General features: G+C 71.3%; 19 protein-coding genes. 7 read left to right on the plus strand and 12 right to left on the minus strand.

Going from position 1 to position 19,404, the window contains the following annotated elements; genetic code table 11:
* Window positions 1-26 precede the first annotated feature (26 nt).
* The gene (locus KBX71_RS05655) at window positions 27-1,088 is read left to right on the plus strand and encodes a Gfo/Idh/MocA family oxidoreductase (RefSeq protein ID WP_210816875.1); all 1,062 of its coding nucleotides are present in this window, start codon (window positions 27-29) and stop codon (window positions 1,086-1,088) included.
* A 303-nt stretch (window positions 1,089-1,391) separates the two neighbouring features.
* Window positions 1,392-1,874 carry a DUF1062 domain-containing protein gene (locus tag KBX71_RS05660; RefSeq protein ID WP_307846971.1) on the plus strand — a complete coding sequence of 161 codons (483 nt, stop codon included), beginning with the start codon at window positions 1,392-1,394 and terminating at the stop codon, window positions 1,872-1,874.
* 172 nt (window positions 1,875-2,046) lie between these two features.
* Here the strand turns inward: KBX71_RS05660 and KBX71_RS05665 are convergent, their stop codons facing one another.
* The 4 genes from KBX71_RS05665 to KBX71_RS05680 form a co-directional block, all read right to left on the minus strand.
* The gene (locus KBX71_RS05665) at window positions 2,047-2,205 is read right to left on the minus strand and encodes a hypothetical protein (RefSeq protein ID WP_167492920.1); all 159 of its coding nucleotides are present in this window, start codon (window positions 2,203-2,205) and stop codon (window positions 2,047-2,049) included.
* Between the two features lie 442 nt (window positions 2,206-2,647).
* Entirely contained in the window at window positions 2,648-2,899 is a 252-nt protein-coding gene (locus tag KBX71_RS05670) for a winged helix-turn-helix domain-containing protein (protein ID WP_210816877.1), read from the minus strand.
* 453 nt (window positions 2,900-3,352) lie between these two features.
* Window positions 3,353-3,574, minus strand: coding sequence for a hypothetical protein (locus KBX71_RS05675; RefSeq protein WP_030335934.1), 222 nt, complete (start codon window positions 3,572-3,574; stop codon window positions 3,353-3,355).
* Between the two features lie 177 nt (window positions 3,575-3,751).
* Complete coding sequence (locus KBX71_RS05680) at window positions 3,752-4,846, minus strand: PIN domain-containing protein (protein ID WP_210816879.1); 1,095 nt, start codon at window positions 4,844-4,846, stop codon at window positions 3,752-3,754.
* 219 nt (window positions 4,847-5,065) lie between these two features.
* Here KBX71_RS05680 and KBX71_RS05685 point away from each other — a divergent pair, with 219 nt between their 5' ends.
* Entirely contained in the window at window positions 5,066-7,102 is a 2,037-nt protein-coding gene (locus tag KBX71_RS05685; RefSeq protein WP_210816880.1) for a glycosyl hydrolase family 28-related protein, read from the plus strand.
* Window positions 7,103-7,147: 45 nt separating this feature from the next.
* On the opposite strand, the gene KBX71_RS05690 is transcribed toward KBX71_RS05685, so the two are convergent.
* The 4 genes from KBX71_RS05690 to KBX71_RS05705 form a co-directional block, all read right to left on the minus strand.
* On the minus strand, window positions 7,148-7,783 hold the full coding sequence (locus tag KBX71_RS05690; protein WP_210816881.1) for a hypothetical protein: 636 nt from the start codon (window positions 7,781-7,783) through the stop codon (window positions 7,148-7,150).
* A 13-nt stretch (window positions 7,784-7,796) separates the two neighbouring features.
* Window positions 7,797-8,894: an SRPBCC domain-containing protein gene (locus KBX71_RS05695; RefSeq protein ID WP_210816883.1), complete on the minus strand. Its 1,098-nt coding sequence runs from the start codon at window positions 8,892-8,894 to the stop codon at window positions 7,797-7,799.
* A 67-nt stretch (window positions 8,895-8,961) separates the two neighbouring features.
* The gene (locus KBX71_RS05700) at window positions 8,962-10,011 is read right to left on the minus strand and encodes a nitronate monooxygenase family protein (RefSeq protein ID WP_210816885.1); all 1,050 of its coding nucleotides are present in this window, start codon (window positions 10,009-10,011) and stop codon (window positions 8,962-8,964) included.
* A gap of 29 nt (window positions 10,012-10,040) precedes the next feature.
* Entirely contained in the window at window positions 10,041-11,153 is a 1,113-nt protein-coding gene (locus KBX71_RS05705) for a hypothetical protein (RefSeq protein WP_247682956.1), read from the minus strand.
* Between the two features lie 297 nt (window positions 11,154-11,450).
* On the opposite strand from KBX71_RS05705, the gene KBX71_RS05710 reads away from it, so the two are divergent.
* Window positions 11,451-11,723 carry a hypothetical protein gene (locus KBX71_RS05710; protein ID WP_210816887.1) on the plus strand — a complete coding sequence of 91 codons (273 nt, stop codon included), beginning with the start codon at window positions 11,451-11,453 and terminating at the stop codon, window positions 11,721-11,723.
* Window positions 11,724-11,863: 140 nt separating this feature from the next.
* Here the strand turns inward: KBX71_RS05710 and KBX71_RS05715 are convergent, their stop codons facing one another.
* Window positions 11,864-13,135, minus strand: coding sequence for an Nramp family divalent metal transporter (locus KBX71_RS05715; RefSeq protein WP_210816893.1), 1,272 nt, complete (start codon window positions 13,133-13,135; stop codon window positions 11,864-11,866).
* Between the two features lie 214 nt (window positions 13,136-13,349).
* Here KBX71_RS05715 and KBX71_RS05720 point away from each other — a divergent pair, with 214 nt between their 5' ends.
* Genes KBX71_RS05720 through KBX71_RS05730 form a run of 3 tightly spaced genes read left to right on the plus strand, consistent with a single transcriptional unit; the run spans window position 13,350 to window position 15,654 of the window.
* Window positions 13,350-13,757: a GntR family transcriptional regulator gene (locus KBX71_RS05720; protein WP_124822414.1), complete on the plus strand. Its 408-nt coding sequence runs from the start codon at window positions 13,350-13,352 to the stop codon at window positions 13,755-13,757.
* 20 nt (window positions 13,758-13,777) lie between these two features.
* On the plus strand, window positions 13,778-14,668 hold the full coding sequence (locus KBX71_RS05725; protein WP_124822429.1) for an ABC transporter ATP-binding protein: 891 nt from the start codon (window positions 13,778-13,780) through the stop codon (window positions 14,666-14,668).
* A complete protein-coding gene (locus tag KBX71_RS05730; protein WP_112624873.1) occupies window positions 14,665-15,654 on the plus strand; it encodes an ABC transporter permease in 990 nt (329 codons plus the stop codon). The genes KBX71_RS05725 and KBX71_RS05730 overlap by 4 nt, the downstream gene beginning before the upstream one ends.
* A 48-nt stretch (window positions 15,655-15,702) precedes the next feature.
* On the opposite strand, the gene KBX71_RS05735 is transcribed toward KBX71_RS05730, so the two are convergent.
* The 3 genes from KBX71_RS05735 to KBX71_RS05745 all read right to left on the minus strand — a co-directional run bounded on the left by KBX71_RS05735 (window position 15,703) and on the right by KBX71_RS05745 (window position 19,353).
* Window positions 15,703-16,791, minus strand: coding sequence for a DNA glycosylase AlkZ-like family protein (locus KBX71_RS05735; protein ID WP_210816894.1), 1,089 nt, complete (start codon window positions 16,789-16,791; stop codon window positions 15,703-15,705).
* A gap of 83 nt (window positions 16,792-16,874) precedes the next feature.
* A complete protein-coding gene (locus tag KBX71_RS05740) occupies window positions 16,875-18,137 on the minus strand; it encodes an ROK family transcriptional regulator (protein ID WP_210816896.1) in 1,263 nt (420 codons plus the stop codon).
* 112 nt (window positions 18,138-18,249) lie between these two features.
* Entirely contained in the window at window positions 18,250-19,353 is a 1,104-nt protein-coding gene (locus KBX71_RS05745) for a sugar-binding protein (RefSeq protein WP_210816899.1), read from the minus strand.
* Between the last annotated feature and the right edge of the window lie 51 nt (window positions 19,354-19,404).

The raw sequence follows: 19,404 nt of genomic DNA on the forward strand, positions 1-19,404 counted from the left end.
GCGGACCAGGGAGACGGGGGCACGGCATGGCGAAGGCGCTGCGGGTTGGTCTGTTGGGGTACGGGCTGGCGGGCCGGGTGTTCCACGCGCCGCTGATCGCCGCGACTCCCGGGCTGCGGCTCGACGCCATCGTGACCCGTGATCCGCAGCGACGCGAGCAGGCGCGACAGCACTTCCCCGACGCCCGCCTGGTCGACGACGCCGAGGAGCTGTGGCGTACCCCGGACGCTTTGGACCTGGTCGTGGTGGCGACGCCGAACCGGCAGCACGTGCCGATGGCGCGCGCGGCCCTCGCCGCCGGCCTCCCTGTCGTCGTCGACAAGCCCCTCTCCCCGACCGCCGCGGAGGGCCGCGTCCTGATCGACGAGGCGACCGAGCGTGGGGTGCCGCTGACGGTCTTCCAGAACCGGCGCTGGGACGGCGACTTCCTGACCGTCCGCCGCCTGGTCGAGCAGGGCGAGTTGGGGCAGGTGCTGCGCTTCGAGTCCCGGTTCGAGCGGTTCCGTCCGACGATCAAGCCGGGCTGGCGGGAGCTCGCCGGTCCGGAGGAGGCCGGCGGCGCCCTCTTCGACCTCGGCGCCCACCTCGTCGACCAGGCGGTGCAGCTGTTTGGCAGTGTCGACCGGGTCTACGCGGAGGTGGACCGTCGCCGGGCGGGCGCGGCCGTCGACGACGACGCCTTCGTGGCGCTGACCCACGCCAACGGGGTCCACTCGCACCTGTGGATGGGCGCGGTGACCGCCCAACTCGGGCCGCGCCTGCGGGTGCTGGGCGACCGGGCCGGCTACACCAGCTACGGGCTGGACGTGCAGGAGGCGGCGCTGCACGACGGTGGTCGACCGGACCAGCCCGGCTGGGGCGAGGTCCCGCCGGAGCGCTACGGCCTGCTCGGCGTCGACGGTGACCTGCGGCCGGTGCCGACCCGGCCCGGCGCGTACCAGAGCTTCTACGCACAGGTGGCGGCCGCGCTGCGCGACGGCGCACCGATGCCGGTGGACCCACGGGACTCGGTCCACACTGTCGAGTTGATCGAGCTGGCGCACCGGTCGGCGACCGAGGGCGTGGTGCTGCCGGTCCCGACCGCCTGACCTGGGCCTGACACCCGACCGGCGCGCCTCCCGCCACCCGGGCTCCCGAGGCGTGCCCGAAAACCGGTGGAGCGGCGCCGCCGTGCGCCGTTACCGTGCTGCGCAACGTGGTCGTCTAGGCAAGGACGTGCCGTTGTACACCCTGTGAGACCTCCCGAGAGCTGATCTGTCGCGCGTCGCGCAGTTGCGCCGCGCTCCTTTTTGCTGCGGACTTCTCACTGAAACCGGTGTACTTCTGTGCTCAAAAATTGGGCCGTCGTGCCCACCTGCCTACCGATCGTTCGCCGCCGTTGCCACGCGTGCGTGTCCCAACGCCTTCGGGCGAGCGGCAAGTTCCGTGTCAACGCCAACCAGAAGCTGCTCGACGTCTGGCTTCTCGTGCTCTGCACCGCGTGCGGGGAGACGGCCAAGCTCACCGTCCTGGAGCGGATGACCGTGCGCTCCATCCCACCCGAACTGCTGGACCGGCTCCATGCCAACGACACCGGCCTGACCGCCGATCTGCTCCAGGATCCGGACGTTCAGCGCCGAAACCGGTTCGTCCTGGACTGGACCGACGCCTGGCGTCTCGACACCGGCGGATCGGATCACCTGGACCTCGACGTGATCGACGTCGCGGTCCGCAACGCCGTGCGGATCCCGGTCCGGCCGGCCCGACTGATCGCTGAGGGTTGCGGCCTCTCCCGCGCCGAGGTCGACCGACTGATCACGGAGGGGAAGGTCGTCTCGGCGGCCCGGTTGGCCGGCAAGCTCTCCGGGGACTTCGCCTTCACCCTCAAACGCTGACCCCGCCCTCGGGGCCTGTCCGGCACGACGCCGGGCAGGCCCTGTTGGCGGCGGTTGGGCGGCCAGCACATTGATCGACTCGGTTTCCGTGAAAGCGCGGGGTTAGTCCGCCTCCAACACCGCAATTTCACGGAAGTCGAGTGGATCTGCCCGCCGTCCGGTTCCGGTGGCCTCAGTCGGCGTTCTGCTCGGAGCGAGCGTCGTCCGGCGCGCGAGCGTCATCGTCGGTCAGCGCGTCGTCCGACGATGTGGCCAGATCGGCGAGCCGCCGCTCGGCCTCTCGGATCTCCTCGTCGAGCCTGGGGTTCTCCTCGTCGGGACCCTGCGACATCGGGACCTCCATCGGGCGCGACTGGCAGACATCCGTGTACGTGTACCCGAACTGACGGCGGGGACACGAAGGTCCGCCATATCCCCTGATCACGTGATGATGAGTAGTTGAATCGAGCCGCCAGCAACTACTCCTCAACACCGTTGCGTTAGGCGGAGTGGCTGTTCGTCAACCCCGCGCTGTTCTTGTCGATCATGGACTTGTGGTGGGTGGCAAAGTGCCCGGATCGAGCCATACCCGGCACCGTAACTCCATGATCGACGAGGGTGGGGTGCCCCTCTTCCGCGATCTTGCGTTTACTGTCGCGACACAAGAGGGCAATCGGCGCATATCGGCGACCGAAACTGCAAGATCGGCGCGGGCGGGGCGTTTCTGGAGTGGGGGACCTGTGCTCACCGCGCCCTTGCACCCAGCAACCGCTCGCTAACGCAACGGTGTTGAACTACTCCTCATCAGGTGATCGAGGAGATCCCACGTCTTCGGCGACCCAGAGGCCACGGCCCTGGAGACCCACCACCAGGCCGCGTGTCTGAAGAACGATGATCGCCCGCTGGACCGTGGTCACACTGACGTCGTAGAGGTCCGACAGTTCGTTGTAGGTGGGCAGACGCTCCCCTGCCGCGTACTCGCCGCTCTTGATCCGAGCGGCAAGGTCCTCGGCCACCTCGCGGTATCCGCCGGTAGGTATGGGCATGTGAAGGTTCCTTCGTTCGGCAAACGGCGGACCGGATCAACGATCCCGCCCAGGGGCGACGGCGAACAGGTCGACCCTGGGCGGGCCTGAGCCTGTCTCGCGAAAGGGGTGCCGATGATGCCGATCGACGAACCCGTGTCCAAGGCGACGGAGTTGTTCACGGCCGGACGGGTGCTGAACACCCACTGGACTCGGGCTCTTGAGAGGCCGTGGCGAGCGGGCGGTTGCCTTGAGTGCCAAGGTCGCGACAACTGCTCGCAACTGGATTAGGCGTTGGCGCTTCTGGCAGACGTTGCTTCCGTCATGCTTCAGAAGCGGTGACCTGTGGGTTGGCACGGGCGGCGGGTGAACCGCGGAGCGCTTGCGGCGGACGAACGTTACCGAGCGCCGGGCCGGTCGGCGGGTGCGCCGGGCTGAAGCCCGGGAGCGTTGCCGACCCGGCCCGGTGCCGGATCAGCGCTGCTTTAGCTCGCGCCAGGATGGGTGGGTGCCGCGCCAGGCGTCGGCGAGGATGGCCGCCGAGGCCCGGCTGGGGCACTGCTGCACCCGCTCACGACCCGACGCCCCACCGATCTGGGCGCGGACCTCCCAACCCTGCCCGTCAGTACGGATGTACACGTCCCTGCGCCCGCGCGGGGTCGTGTCTCCGTTCCACCAGTGTTCCTCCACCTTCATTCGCCGACCGTATAGCAATTCCCGCGCCGAGGGTACGGCGCAGGTATGCTCGGACCTGGGCAAGAGCGACATTCCAGGCGCATTTCGGCCCAACCGTTGACGGTTCGAAACCATAACGGGCGGTTCTCCCGCTCCTGACTTGCGAATCAGGAGGCCACCCCGAAGGGGCCGGAGCGGTCAGGGTTGGGTGGTCAGAAGGTAGTCGTCGGCCTCCGGGCTCCAGCGCAGATCCAGTACGCCCGCGGTGGCGGCGGCCTTGCAGAACTGTAGGAAGCTGCGGTAGCCGAGCTTCTTCTCGCTGAAGTCCGGGCGGGCCCTGCGTACCTGGTTCTTCAACCCGGACAACGCCACCGGGTTGCCGCCGCTGCCCAGGTCCGCCACGACGCCCCGGAGCAGGCCGAACGCCACCTCCCGGTCGCCGTGTTCGGGCAGCGAGACCTCGGGATCACCCTTCGCCGGGCCCTCGCCCAACTCGATCACGTTGCGCTCGGCGAGGTGACGCAGCAGTTCGCCGAAGGTGCGGAAGCCGTAGTCGGACTCACTGAAGGTCGGGTCCTTGCGCAGCAGGGTGCGCTTGAGTCGGGAGGCGGTGACCTCACCGTTGGCGCTGCCCTGCAACCCGGCGACCGACTGGGCGACGAGCACGGCGAGGGCGTCCACGTCGCGGCCGGGCTCCTCCCCCGCCGGCCGACGGTCCGCCTCCGGTTCCTGCTCCCGCTCCGGCTCGGCTGGGCGTTGCTCGGCGCCGGCCGGTCGGGTGGTCGGGCGAGCGCGCCGACCACGGGCCGGCGGGATGTCGACGCCCTCCAGCCGGTCGTAGTAGAGGAACTCGTCGCACGCCGGGGGCAGTAGCCCCGATGTGGACCCCTCGACCCCGACGCCGATGACCCGCTTGTTCAGCTCGCGCAGTTTGTGCACCAGAGGGGTGAAGTCGCTGTCACCACTACAGATCACGAAGGTGGAGATGTAGTCGCGTTCGAATGCCAACTCGATCGCGTCGACGGCCATTTTGATGTCCGCGGCGTTCTTACGGGACGCGCCCATCCGCTGCGGAATCTCGATCAGCTCGACGTGGGACCGGGTGAGCATCCGTCGGTCCTCGTCGAAGTAGGACCAGTCGGCGTACGCCCGGCGCACGACCACCCGCCCTCGTTCGGCCAGCGCGTCGGCGATGGGCCGGAAGTCGAAGGCCGCGCCGCCGCGGTGGTCGCGCGCGCCCAACGCGAGGTTCTCGTAGTCGAGAAAGAGGGCGATCCGGTCTTCTTGATCCACGCGGACCAGCCTACGCCGGGCCTGAGCTGGCCGGGGCGGACGACGCGCGACACCTCAACTCGACGTCCGTCCATTTCTTGCGGCCTAATAGTCGTTTATTTTCGTTGTTCGATAGGTGTCTTGCAGTGCCATGTTCGGTGCTGCATCATGACGATCAATGTCGGGCGTCGGGGGGACGCCGGACGGACCTCCACCACCACCCACCCAGGAGGGTCACCGATGTTTCGCAGCCTCACGCCGGCGCGGGGACGCCCCGGCCGGCCCGGCGGCACCGCCGTCGCTCTCGCGGCCGGTCTCGCCGTGCTGGTCGCCGGGCCCACAGTGGCCGCCGCCAGTCCACAGGCGTCCGCCGGCGCGCAGCCGGTGGTCACCCGGGCCGCCCTCGATCCGGCGCTGGTCGCCGGACGCGGCGCGGACGTCGACTTTCTCGAGCAGGAAGCGGAGAACGCCCGCACCAACGGCGAGATCATCGGGCCCGACCGGTCCGCCTACACACTGCCCGCGGAGGCTTCCGGCCGCCGGGCGGTCCGGCTCACGCCCGGTGAGTACGTGGAGTTCGTCCTGCCCAGCGCGGCGAACGGGATCACCGTGCGGTACAGCATCCCGGACGCGCCGCAGGGTGGTGGGATCACCGCGCCGCTGCGGGTCGCTGTCAACGGCAAGCACCTGCGCACCATGACGCTCACGTCGCAGTACTCGTGGCTCTACAACCAGTACCCGTTCACCAACGACCCGCAGGCCGGGCTGCTGCACCCGGACTGGTGGATCACCGAGTGCCAGTGCGTGCCGTCGGCCACCACGCCGTACCCGAGCATCAGCACGCCGTTCCGGCCCACCCACTTCTACGACGAGCAGCGACTGCTGCTCGGGCGTACCTACCGGGCCGGCGACAAGGTCCGACTCACCGCGCCGCCCGGCAGCGCCGCCGCCTGGACCGTCATCGACCTGCTCGACTCCGAGTTGGTCGCGCCGCCACACGTCCGGCTGCTCGCGGCGAACGTGCTCGCCTTCGGGGCCGACCCGACCGGCCGGCGGGACTCGGCCGACGCGCTGGACCGGGCCATCGCCTTCGCTCGGCGCGCCCACCTCAAGGTGTACGTCCCGCCGGGCACCTACCAGGTCAACCGGCACGTCATCGTCGACGACGTGACCATCGAGGGCGCCGGCAACTGGTACACCATCATCAAGGGCCGCGAGGTCGCCCTGCCGACCCCCGCGCCGGACGGCTCCGTGCACACCGGAGTCGGGTTCTACGGTCGGGACGCCGCCGACGGCGGCAGCCGCAACGTGCACCTCTCCGGCTTCGCCATCGAGGGCGACGTGCGGGAGCGCATCGACACCGACCAGGTTAACGCGATCGGCGGGGCGATGAGCGACTCCACCATCGACGGGCTGTACCTGCACCACACCAAGGCGGGCCTGTGGTTCGACGGCCCGATGCGCAACGTCCGCGTCACCAACAACATCGTCGTCGACCAGATCGCCGACGCGCTCAACTTCCACACCGGTGTGACCGACTCCCTCGTGTCGCACAACTTCGTCCGCAACACCGGCGACGACGGCCTGGCGATGTGGTCGGAGAAGACGGCCAACGCGCGGAACACGTTCGACCACAACACAGTGCAGTCACCGACCCTGGCCAACGGCATCGCCATCTACGGCGGCACCGACACCACCGTCTCGCACAACCTGGTCGCCGACCCGGTACGCGAGGGTAGCGGCCTGCACGCCGGGGCCCGCTTCGGCGCGGAGCCGTTCACCGGGCACCTGCGGTTCACCAACAACACCACAGCCCGCGCCGGCACCTACGAGCTGAACTGGAACATCGGGCTCGGCGCCATCTGGGTCTTCGCCCTGGATCGCAGCATCGAGGCGCCCATCGAGGTGACCGGCGACGCGTACCTGGACAACACGTACAACGCGATCATGCTGGTCAGCGACTGGCCGGTGAAGGATCTCTACTCGATCTCCGATGCGCGGTTCCGGAACGTCCGGGTCGACGGCACCGGCACCTCGGTGGTCAGCGCCCGCGCGGCCGGGTCCGCCTCGTTCGCCAACGTGGACGCCCGCAACGTGGGAGCGGTAGGCGTCAACAACTGCGGATCGTTCCACTTCACCCCGGCCGGTTCGGAGTTCACAGTGACCGACCTCGGCGGTAACGACGGCGGGTGGCTCGCACCGTGGCTGCTGCCCAACACCATCACCTGCGACGACCGGCCGCCCGTGTCGCCGCCCCCGCCTCCGGCACAGTGGTGAGAGCGGTGGGCGGCCCGAGACGTCGGGCCGCCCACCGCGCACAGATCAGCGCGTCCTGGCGTACGCAAGCGGCACTGTCGTCGACTGACCGTCCCACCGACCGCTCAGCGTCACGCCGGCTGGCCCGTCGGCCCCGGCACCCGGCCGACGTACGACGACCAGCTCGACGGTGTCGGTGTCGATGAGCGTGCGGTCCTCCTCGACGACCCGTCGCACCGCGCCGACGGCCGGTAGGGGAGCGTCGGCCGCGCCGTCGACGACGAGCGTCACCGTCGGCTCACGCACCTCGCGCCGGCCGTCGACCTCGAAGTACTGCTCCGCCTGGCCGCTGCCGGTGAGGATCGCGTGGGCGAGCGCGGCGGCGTACACCGGGTCGACGCAGCCGTCGTACACCCAGCGCCGGCCGAGCACCGAGTGCTCGGTGGTGCCGACGAGCCAGGCGTCCGCACCGTCGAGGGGCGCGGCTCGGTAGGTGAGCGGAACATGGTGGACCGGCCCGTCGGCGGCGCTGACCAGCATCGTCTCGATGCCGACCTCGCCGGCCGGGTCGTCGAAGCGGTAGGCGCCTCGGCTCACCACCTCGACGCCGGCCGGGCCGGCGAACCACTTCTGGTCGGGCAGCCAGGTCGCCAGCAGGTCCAGCTTCGTGGGGCGCAGGGTCGCCCTGTGCAGTAGTGCCATGACGGCAGCCTAGTCAGAGGCCCGCGCAGGGTTGCCCGCCGATCGTGCAGCTCTCCGGTTCCCGGGCCTTCGGTCGACTGTCGCGCACATCGAAGCTGATCGTCAGGGATTTCCCAGCCGCAACGGCGGCTCCGGTGAAGGTGATCGCCCGTCCGTCCTGTCGGCCGCTCGCGCCGTCGACGTCATCGACTGTGGTGCCTTCGGCGAGGGTGACCACCACGGCCCAGTCCGCCACCGGTGCGCTGCCGGGGTTGTCGACAACGATCTCGCCGGTGTAGCCGAACAGGCGGCTGGAGTCGGTCTCGTAGCGGGCCACCACCACGGGTGCCGGCGGCGGGGGTGGGGCGGTCGACGAGGGCGTCCGCGAGGGCTTCGCCGACGGGGTCCGGCTCGGGCGGGTGGTCGCCGACGCGGTGGTCCGAGTGGGGCGCGCCGACTGGGTCGCCGGGGGCGCTGCCACTGTGGTCGTGCCGGCCGTCGTGGTCGGCGACGCGGTTGTTGTCGGTGCGGGCGCGGCGGCCGGCTTCGGGTCGGGCGGCAACGTCACCCACGCCGCCGTCCCCGCCACCAGCACGGCCCCGGCGACCACGGCGACCAGCGTGCGACGCCGACGGGGGTTGCGGCCGGCCCCGTCGCGTACGCGGATCAGCGGCAGTTCCGTGGTCATCCCACCGTCGGCGCGGCGCAGGTCGACCTGCTGGAAGGCGAGCCAGTCGAGGATGGCCGGCAGCCGCACGGTCAGCCCCTGCCGGAGTTGTTGCTCGCGGGGCTCGTGCTGCTCGGCGGACCACGCCCCGTGCGTGCTGACCTCCCGCAGCTCCAGCCGGCAGCCCTGCTTCGTGGCGGTGACCGTGCAGGTCAGCTCGCTGAGCCGGCCGGCCTCGTCGCAGGCCAGCACGAGGAGGTCCGGCTCCTGCCGCTCGGTCACCTCGACCTCGACGTCGGCCTCGAAGCCGGGCAGGTCGGCCGTGTGCAGCAGCATCCGGTCCGGTACGCCCTCGACCGTCTCGGCCTCGGCGAACCACCGGCCGAGCAACTCCCGATCGGTCAGCGCGAGCCAGACCCGCTCAGGCGGGTGGGACAGGTCGACCTGCGCACCGATCTCGATCACGGCGAGACTCTAACGGGTTGCCCGCCAGGCCTGTCCCGCCCGCCCGAGCCGGTTGCCGGCGGCCTGCTCAGCCCCAGCGGCCGTACCGCTCGACAACTGTGGCCAGCGCGGCCCGCGCGTCGGCACTCACCTCGGCGACGACCTGCGCGGCCGGCAGGTCCCGGGCCAGCGGGTGCGCCTGCCCGGCCCACAGGTTGGCCACCGACGCGTCCCCGTCGCGCCGGGCGGCGGCGAGCAGTGGACGCGTCAGGTGCAGCACCTGGGGGTAACCGTGCGGTGCCACCGCGTCGTGCTGGCGCAGGAAGTCGTTGGCCACACCCCGGGCCCGCTTGCCGGTGAACGCCCGGGTCAACGCGGTCGGCGTGGCACCGGCCACCGCCGCCCGGTGCATCGGCGAGCTGCCCGCCTCCGGGCAGCGCAGGAAGGCCGTGCCGAGTTGCGCGGCGGCGGCGCCGGCAGCCAACACGGCGGCCACCGCGGGGCCGTCGACGAGGCCGCCGGCGGCCACCAGCGGCCGGTCACAGCGGGCGGCGGTCAGCCGGAGCAGCGGCAGCAGCCCGTAGTCGTCATCGTCCGGTAGGCCACCGCGATGCCCACCGGCCTCGGTGCCCTGCACCACCACCGCGTCCACACCCAGGTCGGCGGCGGCGGTCGCCGCGTCCGGGCGGGTGACGGTGGCCCACACCTCGGTGCCCCGCTCGCGCAGGGCGGTCACCGCCGCCCGGTCGGGCAGCCCGAACACGAAGGACACGACCGGGACCGGGTCCGCGAGCAGGGCGGCCAGCTTCTCCGGGTACGCGTCGTCGCCTCCCACCGGCTCGCCCAGGCGCACCCCGCGCAGGGCCGCCTGCGGGGCGAGCCGTTCGGCGTACGCCTGGACGGCGGCCTCGTCGACGCCACCGGGGTCGGGCAGGAAGACGTTGACACCGAACGGCCGATCGGTACGTTCGCGGACCTCGGCGACGTCGGCGACCAGCCGGTCGGTGTCGATCATCCCGGCGGCGAGGAAGCCCAACCCACCCGCCGCGGACACGGCGGCCACGAGCGCGGGCGTGGACGGGCCGCCAGCCATCGGGGCGGCGATGATCGGGTGGCGCAACGTGGACAGGACGGACATAGCCCCATCCTGCCGCAGGCCCGGACCGGTCACCGGCGCACGGTGTGCCTCCACCACAGCACGCCGGCCAGCCCGAGCAGGACCAGCAGCGTCCCGGCGCCGACCGCCAGCGGCCAGGTCCGGCCATCCACGCCGCCTACCTCCCCGGCGGCCGGACGGACCGACGTGGGCGCCGCCGGGTCGACGGACTCCGTGGAGGGCGCGGCGGTGACCGTGGTGGCCGTGGCCGGGTAGCGCAGGATCGTCGAGCGGGTGCCGGCTGCTTGACCGGCGGACTCGGAGACGGTGAGCAACGACCGGCCGTCGCGACTGTAGGTGATCGACTCGCCCTGGGGCTCGTCCGGCAACGGGGTGATCCGCGGGGTGCCGGTGGTCAACGCGCGGACGACGTCGCCGTCGGGCACGTCGTACTCGAAGGCGTCGGCGTAGCTGCGCAGCACCACCCGCCGTCCGTCCGGTGCGCTCGCCGCGCCGGTGATCACCCCACGCCCCAGGAACGAGAACGGGTTGCTGGTCGTGGTCGTCGGCACTGTCACCTGGCCGAGCGCGGTCAGCGGCGTTGTCGCGCCCGACCGCAGCTCGGTGCTCGGCGCGTACAGGAAGACGGTGCCACTGCCGCCCTTGGTGACGATCAGCGGCCGACCTGACGCGTCGAGCAGCAGCGCCTCGGCGTCGTGCGGGCGGTCCGGGTAGGTCATGCGGTGCAGCACGGGCTGCTTCGCCCCCGGCGCGAGCCGCCACACGCCGACCGTCGGCCGGGACCGGTCGTTGTCGCCGATGTCGCCGACCCAGACGGTGCCGTCCCGACCGATGGCCAGGTCCTCAGTGTCGCGGGGGCGGGACGGGAAGGAGACCGTTCGCACCACAGCGCAGCGCTGGTCAAGGAAGAAGATTCGGCGGCGCGCCTCGTCGTCGGCGCCGTCGTTGATCACCACGTACCCGTCGTCGGTGGCGACCATCCCGGAGATCTCGCGGAGCCGGTCGTCGCGCACCTGACAGACCGGCGTCCCCGCCGCCGCGCCCGCCGTGGCGGCGGCCGGCACCAGCGCCACGGCCGGCGGCACCACGCCCGCGAGCAACGCGGTCAGCACCGCCCCCGCGCGAACACGCCGCCCCCAGGTCAACCGTCCGCCTACCCGCATCGCCCACCCTCCTCGTCGCGGCCGTGACCGGCCACCCGCCCATCCTGGCCGATCCCGGCCACCGGCGGCGGTCATCGGGGGGACGCGTCGGATCCCCCGGTCGATGTACTGTCGCTCCGCCTGCCCCGCCGTCTCAAGATCCGCGCAACCACCGGGAACGTGCAGCCTCAGGCGCTGCGGAGGCAGCACTATCCCGGAAACTGCCCAGATCTTGCCCGGTGTGGCGGCCTGAGCGCGGCGGTGGCGGGTAGGCAGCGGCCCGGCGGCATGTCGACACCCGCCGGGTGGGAGGCTCCGATGAGCACGTACCGGGATGAACAGGGCGGCACGTTCCCTCCGCCGGAGGCGGATGCCCTGGAACAACGGCAGGACGCGTTCGACGTCGGGGCGCCGGACCAGGTGTCGGGTGACGTGGACCCGGAGGCGTCCGAGGCCGACCTGGCCGAGCAGGGCGCCTTCCCGGCGGGCACGCTCGAGGAGGTGACGTCGCTGCCGGCCGACGCCAACCCGGCGGACGCCCTCGAACAGCGCCAGGAGATCCCGGCCCGCGACGAGGGGCGTCGCACCTGACCACGCCCGCGCTCGCCGGCCTGGCCGCACACGACGGTCCGGCCCGGGATGCTCGCCCAACGCGTGATGTCTGTGAGTCATCAATATGACTCACAGACATCACGCTCGTGGGGGTGCCTGGACCCAGGCAACCGGTCGGCTCAACCCACGGCGACGACCTGCCAGAGGAGGAACGCGTTGAGCGCGACCACCAGCACGGCCACCAGGCACGCGGCGGCGGTGGTGAGCGGGTGGTTGACCAGGTTGCCCATCAGGTCGCGGCGGCGGGTGAAGGCGACCACAGGGATCAGCGCGAACGGGATGCCGAAGCTGAGGATGACCTGGGACAGCACCAGCGCCCGGGTCGGGTCGAGGCCGATGGCGAGCACTGCCAACGCGGGCAGCAGGGTGACCAGCCGACGCAGCAGCAGCGGAACCCGCCGCCGCAGGAAGCCCTGCATGATCACTTCTCCGGCGTAGGTGCCCACGCTCGTGGAGGCGAGCCCCGACACCAGCAGGGCGACGGCGAACCCGAACGCGGCGGCGGTGCCGATGGTCTGGCCGAGCCCGGCGTGCACCCCCTCCAGGCTGTCCGCACCGCCCGGCCCGCCGCCCCGGAAGCTGGCCGCGGCGATCAGCAGCATGGCGAGGTTGACCGCGCCGGCCGCGCTCAGGGCGAGCAGCACATCGGTGCGCTGGCCGCGGAACAAGATCCGGCGCTCGCTGTCGTCGGCGGCGGGAATGCGGTCACGGGTGAGCGCGGAGTGCACGTAGATGACGTGCGGCATGACTGTCGCGCCGAGGATGCCGGCGGCCAGCAGCACGCTGTCCGTGCCCTGCAGGCGCGGCACCAGACCGGCCATGGCCGAGGCGGGGTCGGAGCCGGAGGCGAGCAGGTTGGCCGCGAAGGCCAGCACGATCACACCGAGCAGGACGGCGATGGCGACCTCGAAGGCGCGGTAGCCGCGCGAGCGCAACGCGAGCACAGCGAACGAGGCCGTGCCGATGATGATCCCGCCGGGCAGCAGGGGGATGCCGAAGAGCAGGTACAGGGCAACCGCGCCACCGATCACCTCGGCCAGGTCGGTGGCCATGGCGACCAACTCGGCCTGCACCCACATCATCCGGTTCACCGGCCGGGGTAGGCGCTCCCGGCACAGCTCCGGCAGGCTGCGCCCGGTGGCCAGACCCAGCTTCGCGGTGAGCGTCTGCACCAACATCGCCATCAGGTTGGCCACCACCACGACCCAGACCAGCAGGTAGCCGTAGCGGGCGCCGGCGGCGGAGTTGGTGGCGAAGTTGCCGGGGTCGACGTACGCGACGGCGGCAACGAACGCCGGGCCGAGCAGGATCAGCCGCCCGCGTACGCGGCCCCGGGCGCGAGCGGCCTGTAGTGGAGTCGCCCTCGACGTCGTCAGTTCGTTGGTGACCACCGAACACCTCCCCGTCCCCCGGATCGCTGCCGGTCCCTTCCCATCGGGCTGACCCGTCGGTGCCAACCGCTGGCCTGCCGGTGCCACCGGGGTCGGGCCTCCGCGCCCGACAGGACGCGGCGCATCGAACAAGACGGACTTGACAGCCGGTGGGTCACCGATGAAGCTGTCTATTAGTCCTACTGTCGTAGGACAACAGGAAGGATCATCGGGAGTGATCGAGTTCGTACTGGACAGCCGGTCGAAGGTGAACACCTACATGCAGCTCGTGCAGCAGGTGAAACAGGCGCTGCGGGTTGGCCTGCTGACACCGGGCGACCAGTTGCCGAAGGTCCGGGACGTCGCGCAATCCCTGGCGATCAACCCGAACACGGTGCTGAAGGCGTACCGGGAGTTGGAAATCGAGGGTCTGGTCGGCGGCCGACCCGGGGTGGGCACGTTCGTCCAGCGCACCCTGGCCGGCGCGTCCCTGCCCAACCAGGCCGAGCTACGCGACGACCTGGTCGCCTGGCTGCACCGGGCGCAAGCTGCCGGCCTCACGGCCGAGGACGTCATCGCCCTGGTGGAGACGACGCTGCGCGCCACCCTCGCCGACGACGCCCCGCACAAGGAGCACGCATGAGCGGAACGAGAGGACAACGGATGGACATGGTCTTGGAAGCAGACCGGCTCGGCAAGCGGTACGGCAGTACCTGGGCGTTGCGGGACTGCTCGCTGCATCTACCGGCCGGCCGGATCGCCGCGTTGGTGGGGCCGAACGGCGCGGGCAAGAGCACGCTGTTGCACCTGGCCGTCGGGCTGCTCAAGCCCGACGCGGGCACGGTCCGGGTGTTCGGCCGGTCCCCCTACGGTGACACGGAGGGCCTGGCCGACATCGGCTTCGTCGCCCAGGACACCCCGCTGTACCGGGACTTCACGGCGTCCGAGTTGGTCGTCGCCGGCGGCAAGCTGAACAAGCGGTGGGACGCGGCGTTGGCCCGCCAGCGGCTGGCGCAGCTCGGCATCCCGCCGGACAAGCCGGTCGGCAAGCTCTCCGGCGGTCAACGGGCCCAGGTGGCGCTTGCCCTGGCGCTGGCGAAGCAGCCGCGGCTGCTGCTGCTCGACGAACCGGTCGCCAGCCTCGACCCCCTGGCTCGACGGGAGTTCCTCCAGTCGTTGATGGGCAGCGTCGCGGAGTCGGGCACCACAGTCCTGCTCTCCTCGCACCTGCTGGCGGACCTGGAACGGGTCTGCGACTACCTGATCGTGCTCAACGCCTCCCAGGTGCAGCTCACCGGCGCGGTCGACGACCTGGTCGCCGAGCACCGGCAACTCGTCGGGCCGCGCCACGACGGCGGCGCAATCGGGGGCGTCGCCGCAGTGGTCCGGGCCAGCCACACCGATCGGCAGTCCACGTTGCTGGTCCGCACCGACGGGCCGGTCACCGATCCGGCCTGGACGGTCCGCGAGGTCAGCCTGGAGGACGTCGTGCTGGCCTATCTGGCCGACGGCACCACGAAGACCAATCACAGCGAGTGGGGGGTAGCGGCATGATCTGGTTGACCTGGCGGCAACACCGCAAGCAGGCGCTCTACACCCTGCTGGGGTTCGCGGTGCTGGCCGCCGTGCTGGTGCCGATCGGTTTGTCGATGCGGAACACCTTCGCCGACCTCGGGCTGACGGACTGCGTCAACCAGCTCGCCCGTGCCGACGTGGCGCAGACGACCCGCGAGACGTGCGATGCGGGCTTCCACCGCTTCACCAACCAGTACGGCAGCCTCAACCTGCTGGCCGTACTCCTGATCACCCTGCCGGTGCTTGTCGGTCTGTTCTGGGGAGCCCCGCTGGTCGCCCGCGAGGTCGAGCAGGGCACGCACCGGTTCGTCTGGACCCAGGGTGTCGGCCGGAACCAGTGGGCCCTTGTGAAGTTCGGCCTGGTCGGCGCGGGCGTGCTGGTCCTCGCGGTCGGCTACGGGCTGGGCATGTCCTGGTGGGTCGAGCCGCTCACCCAGACCGCGCGCGAGGGCCGGTTCGGTCTGATCGTCTTCGACCTGCAGGGTGTCGTCCCGATCGGTTACACCCTCTTCGCCGTGGCGCTCGGCATCTTCGCCGGCACCGTGTGGAAACGGATGCTGCCTGCCATGGGCATCACCCTCGCCGGGTTCATCGGCGTTCGGGCGGCGATCGCGGTCCTGGCCCGACCGCACTACCAGCCGGCCCTCACCCAGACATTCCCGATCGACGGGGGCGGGATACCGGAGGGGGACCGGGGCGACTGGGTCCTCTCCGTGGGCATCCGCAACGCCGACGGGGCGATGGTGGCGGAGGACACCCGGATCCAGTGCCCGCCGGGTGGCAAGGGCCCGGACGGCCGTGCCTGCGGCGCCGAACTGGGCCTCAAGCCGGGCGCGTACAACTGGGAGCTGTACCAGCCGGCGGATCGGTTCTGGCTGTTCCAGGGCATCGAGACGGGCATCTTCGTCGCCCTCGCCCTGCTCCTGGTCTACCTGGCTGTGCGTCGGGTCCGCCGGATCGCCTAGCTGGGCGACGGGTGCTCGTCGGGGAGCGGGGGCCTCGGCGAGCACCCGTCAGCGGAGGCCCTCGACGGTCAGCGACAGCCAGGACGCAAGGTCGTGCAGCTCGTCGTGCACGGCCCGGGTCACAGCCGGGGTGAAGGGCACGTCCTCGTGAACGGCGTGCACGGTGAGCGTGCCGCGCCGACGCTCGGCCGTGGCGTCCACCTTTCCGACCAGCCGATCACCGTGCAGGATCGGCAGCGCGAAGTAGCCCCACCGGCGGCTCGCCCTGGGCTTGTACATCTCCAGCACGTACTCGTACTCGAAGAGGTCCGCGAGGCGGACCCGGTCGTGCACCAGCCGGTCGAACGGCGACAAGAGCCCCGTGCGCCCGGTGAAGGGCTGCCCGAGCGCGGCCGGGTCCACCCGCCACTCCCCCGCGACGCCCTCGATCACCGCGGGCTCACCGACGTCGCCGACGTCGGCGGGCTCGCCGGGCACGACCACCGCCTTCGCCCGAGCGACGCCCAGCGCCCGCAGCCGTCGCTCGTTGCGGAGTCGGCGCGCCTGCTCCAGCTCGACGACGGGTGTGCCGGCCGGGTAGACCCGCTCGGCCACGTCCCAGAGCCGCTGTCGGCCCTGACGGCCGGCGATCGCGACCTCGCCGCGCAGGGCCAGGAACTCCAGCATCTGGGTGACGTTGCGGTTGTTGGTCCAGCCCGACGACGGCCACGGCACGGCGCTCGTGTCCGGGATGTCGCGGGAGAGCAGCGGACCGGAGCGGCCCAGCAGGTCGAGCACGTCCCGCCGGAACGAGTCGTTGGCGCGCAGCCACTCGCTGTGGCGCTCGTGACCGGGCGACGCCGCCATCGCCGCGAGGAAGAGCCCCAGGTCGTCCATCGGTCGCACCATCGCCTGGTGCTCGAAGAGCGTCCGGCGCCGTTCGAGGGCCTCCCGCAGGTGCAAGGGCTGGTACGACGAGCCGAGCCGGCTCCAGCAGACGAGGTCGGCGCTGGGGGCGACGGCGGCGGTCGGGTCGATCTGCACCAGGGTCAGCTGGCGGACCACGGTCAGGAGATCGGTCGGACGCGGAGCGGCCAGCAGCTGGGCCCGGATGGCGATCCGTCGCGCCTGGGCCCGATCGAGTCGGTGCACACCCACGCCGGCGAGCCTAACGGCGACCACCGACAACGAGCGGCCAGACCACCGCCAGCCACCGCGACGTTCCTGCCGGCACGCGACGGTTACGCCGAGTGTGCGGGCCCGACCTGGCCCGCGACGCCGACGTTCAGCGGGTCGGCCAGGAGTTTGTCGAACGCCAACTCGGCGGCACCGATCAGGACCGCGTCGCGGCCGAGTGCCGCCGCGCGCAACCGCAGGTGCTCGCGGGAGGCGGGCAGTGGCATGGTGTCCAGCCGGTCCCCGACCACGTCCGCACCGGCGGTGAAGATGTCGCGCAGCGAGCCACCGAACACCACGGCGTCCGGGTTGACCACGTTGACCAGGTTCGCCACGCCGAAGCCGAGCCAGTCCGCCACCTGCTCGACGGCCGCGCGGGCGGTCGGGTCGCCGTCCGCCGCCGCGCGCAGCACCTCGGCCACCGCCGCGCGGTCGCTCGGGTCACGGCCGGCGTGCCGCAACAGCGCGGCTTCGGAGATCTCGGTCTCCCAGCAGCCGCGTGAACCGCAGCCGCAGGGCAGGCCGTTGGGGTTGACGACCATGTGGCCGACCTTGCCGCTGTGACCCCGGTGGCCGACCACCAGGCGGCCACCGACGATGATGCCGGCGCTGATGCCCAGGTCCCCGTGCAGGTAGATGACGTCGTCGATGCCGGCCGCGACGCCCCGGACGTGCTCGGCCAGGCCGGCGATGTCGGCCAGGTCACCCGCCACGAAACCGGGGCCGGCGCTGAACTCTGCCTCCAGGGCGGCGCCGAGCGTCTCGTCGATGCTGGCGATCCGGATCCTGCCGTCCGGGTCGCGGGTGGTGTCAGTGACCGCAGCGGCGCCGCCGACCAGCAGCGCGTCACCGGCCACGGAGCGTTCCATGTCGCGGACCAGGTCGGCGAGGGGCCCGACGGCGTCGATCGCCGACATGCCGCTGGGTCGGGGGATCTCCCGCAGGTCGAGGATCTGCCCGCCGAGGCCGACCCGGGCGGCGCGCAGCCGGTCCGCGTCGATGCTCAACGCGTGTGCGTACACCCGGTCGGAGCGAGGACTGACCACCAGCGAGGGACGGCCGGCGCGGCGGGCTGTGGTCGGCGCCTCCTCGGTGACCAGGCCGCTGGTGACCAGGTCGGCCGCGAGGGCACCGATGGTGCTTCGGTTGAGGCCGAGCCTGCTGGTCAGCTCGGCGCGGGACGTCGGTCCGTGCAGGTGGACGTAGCGCAGTACAGCGCCGAGGTTCTGCCGCCGGATCTCCTCCTGGCTGGCGCCGGGGACCGGCGGCAGCGGGGACTCGGCGTTGCGGCCGACGCCGGCTGGCCTGGCCCGTACTGGTGTCGCCACGGTCAGACCTCCTTCCGGGTCGAGGCCGGTTGGTGCGGGGGTGCAGGGACGACGATGGGTCCCGGTAGAGGAGACCCGGGACCCATCGGCGTTACTACCTACCGTGCGGTGATTACTTGGTGAGCGGCGCGAGCTTCGGGTCGGTGGCGTACGCCTCAGCCGCGTTCGCCTTGGTGACGGCGACCGGCGGGAGCAGGTACGTGTCGACGACCTTGCTGCCGTTGTTGTAGGACTTGGTGTCGTTCACCTGCGGCTTGTCACCGGCCTGGAGAGCCTTGACCATGTTGATGGTCTCCTTCACCAGGTTGCGGGTGTCCTTGTTGATCGTCATGTACTGCTCGCCAGCGACGATCGACTTGACCGACTCGACCTCGGAGTCCTGGCCGGTGACGATCGGGGTCGGCTTGCCAGCACCCTTGACCGAGGTCAGGATGGCGCGGGCCAGCGTGTCGTTCGGGGAGAGGACGCCGTCCAGCTCCTTGTTGCCGTAGGTCGAGGTCAGCAGCTGGTCCATGCGGGCCTGCGCACCCTCGGCCTTCCAGCCCTGGATGGCGGTCTGCTTGACGTCCTTCTGACCCGAGGCGACGACCACGTTGCCCTTGTCGATCTCCGGCTGGAGCACGTCCATCGCGCCGTTGAAGAAGACACCGGCGTTGTTGTCGTCCGGCGAGCCGGAGAACAGCTCGATGTTGTACGGGCCGTTCGGCTTCTTGGCCTTCATGCCGTCCAGCAGGGCCTGGCCCTGGAGCTGGCCAACCTTGAAGTTGTCGAACGCGACGTAGTAGTCGAGGTCCGGCGTGTTGGTGATGAGCCGGTCGTAGGCGATGACCTTCACGCCGGCCGTGTGGGCCGCCGCGACCTGGGTCGACAGCTGTGCGGCGTCGGTCGCGCCGATGACGATGACCTTGGCGCCCTTGGTGACCATGGCGGTGATCTGGGCCTGCTGGTCGGCGACAGTGGTCGACGCGCCGGCGTACTGCACGTCACCCTGGAAGCCGGCCTCCTTGAGGCCGTTGCTGAACAGGTCACCGGCGAGGACCCAGTTCTCCGAGGTCTTGGCCGGCAGGGCCACGCCGATCAGCGAGTTCGCCGCGAAGCCCTTGGCGGCCTCGCCGCCGGAGCCGCTGTCGCCGTCACGGCCGGAGCCGCAGCCGGCGAGGGCCAGCATGGCGGCGGCGCTGATGGCCACCACCGACGTGCCGAAGAATTTACGCATGGTGAGGACTTGCCTTTCTTGGGTGTGAGACGGGGTGGAGAGGTCGGTGGC

The organism is Micromonospora sp. D93, from assembly GCF_018070365.1.
In the GTDB taxonomy this organism is placed as follows: Bacteria; Actinomycetota; Actinomycetes; order Mycobacteriales; family Micromonosporaceae; genus Micromonospora; species Micromonospora ureilytica.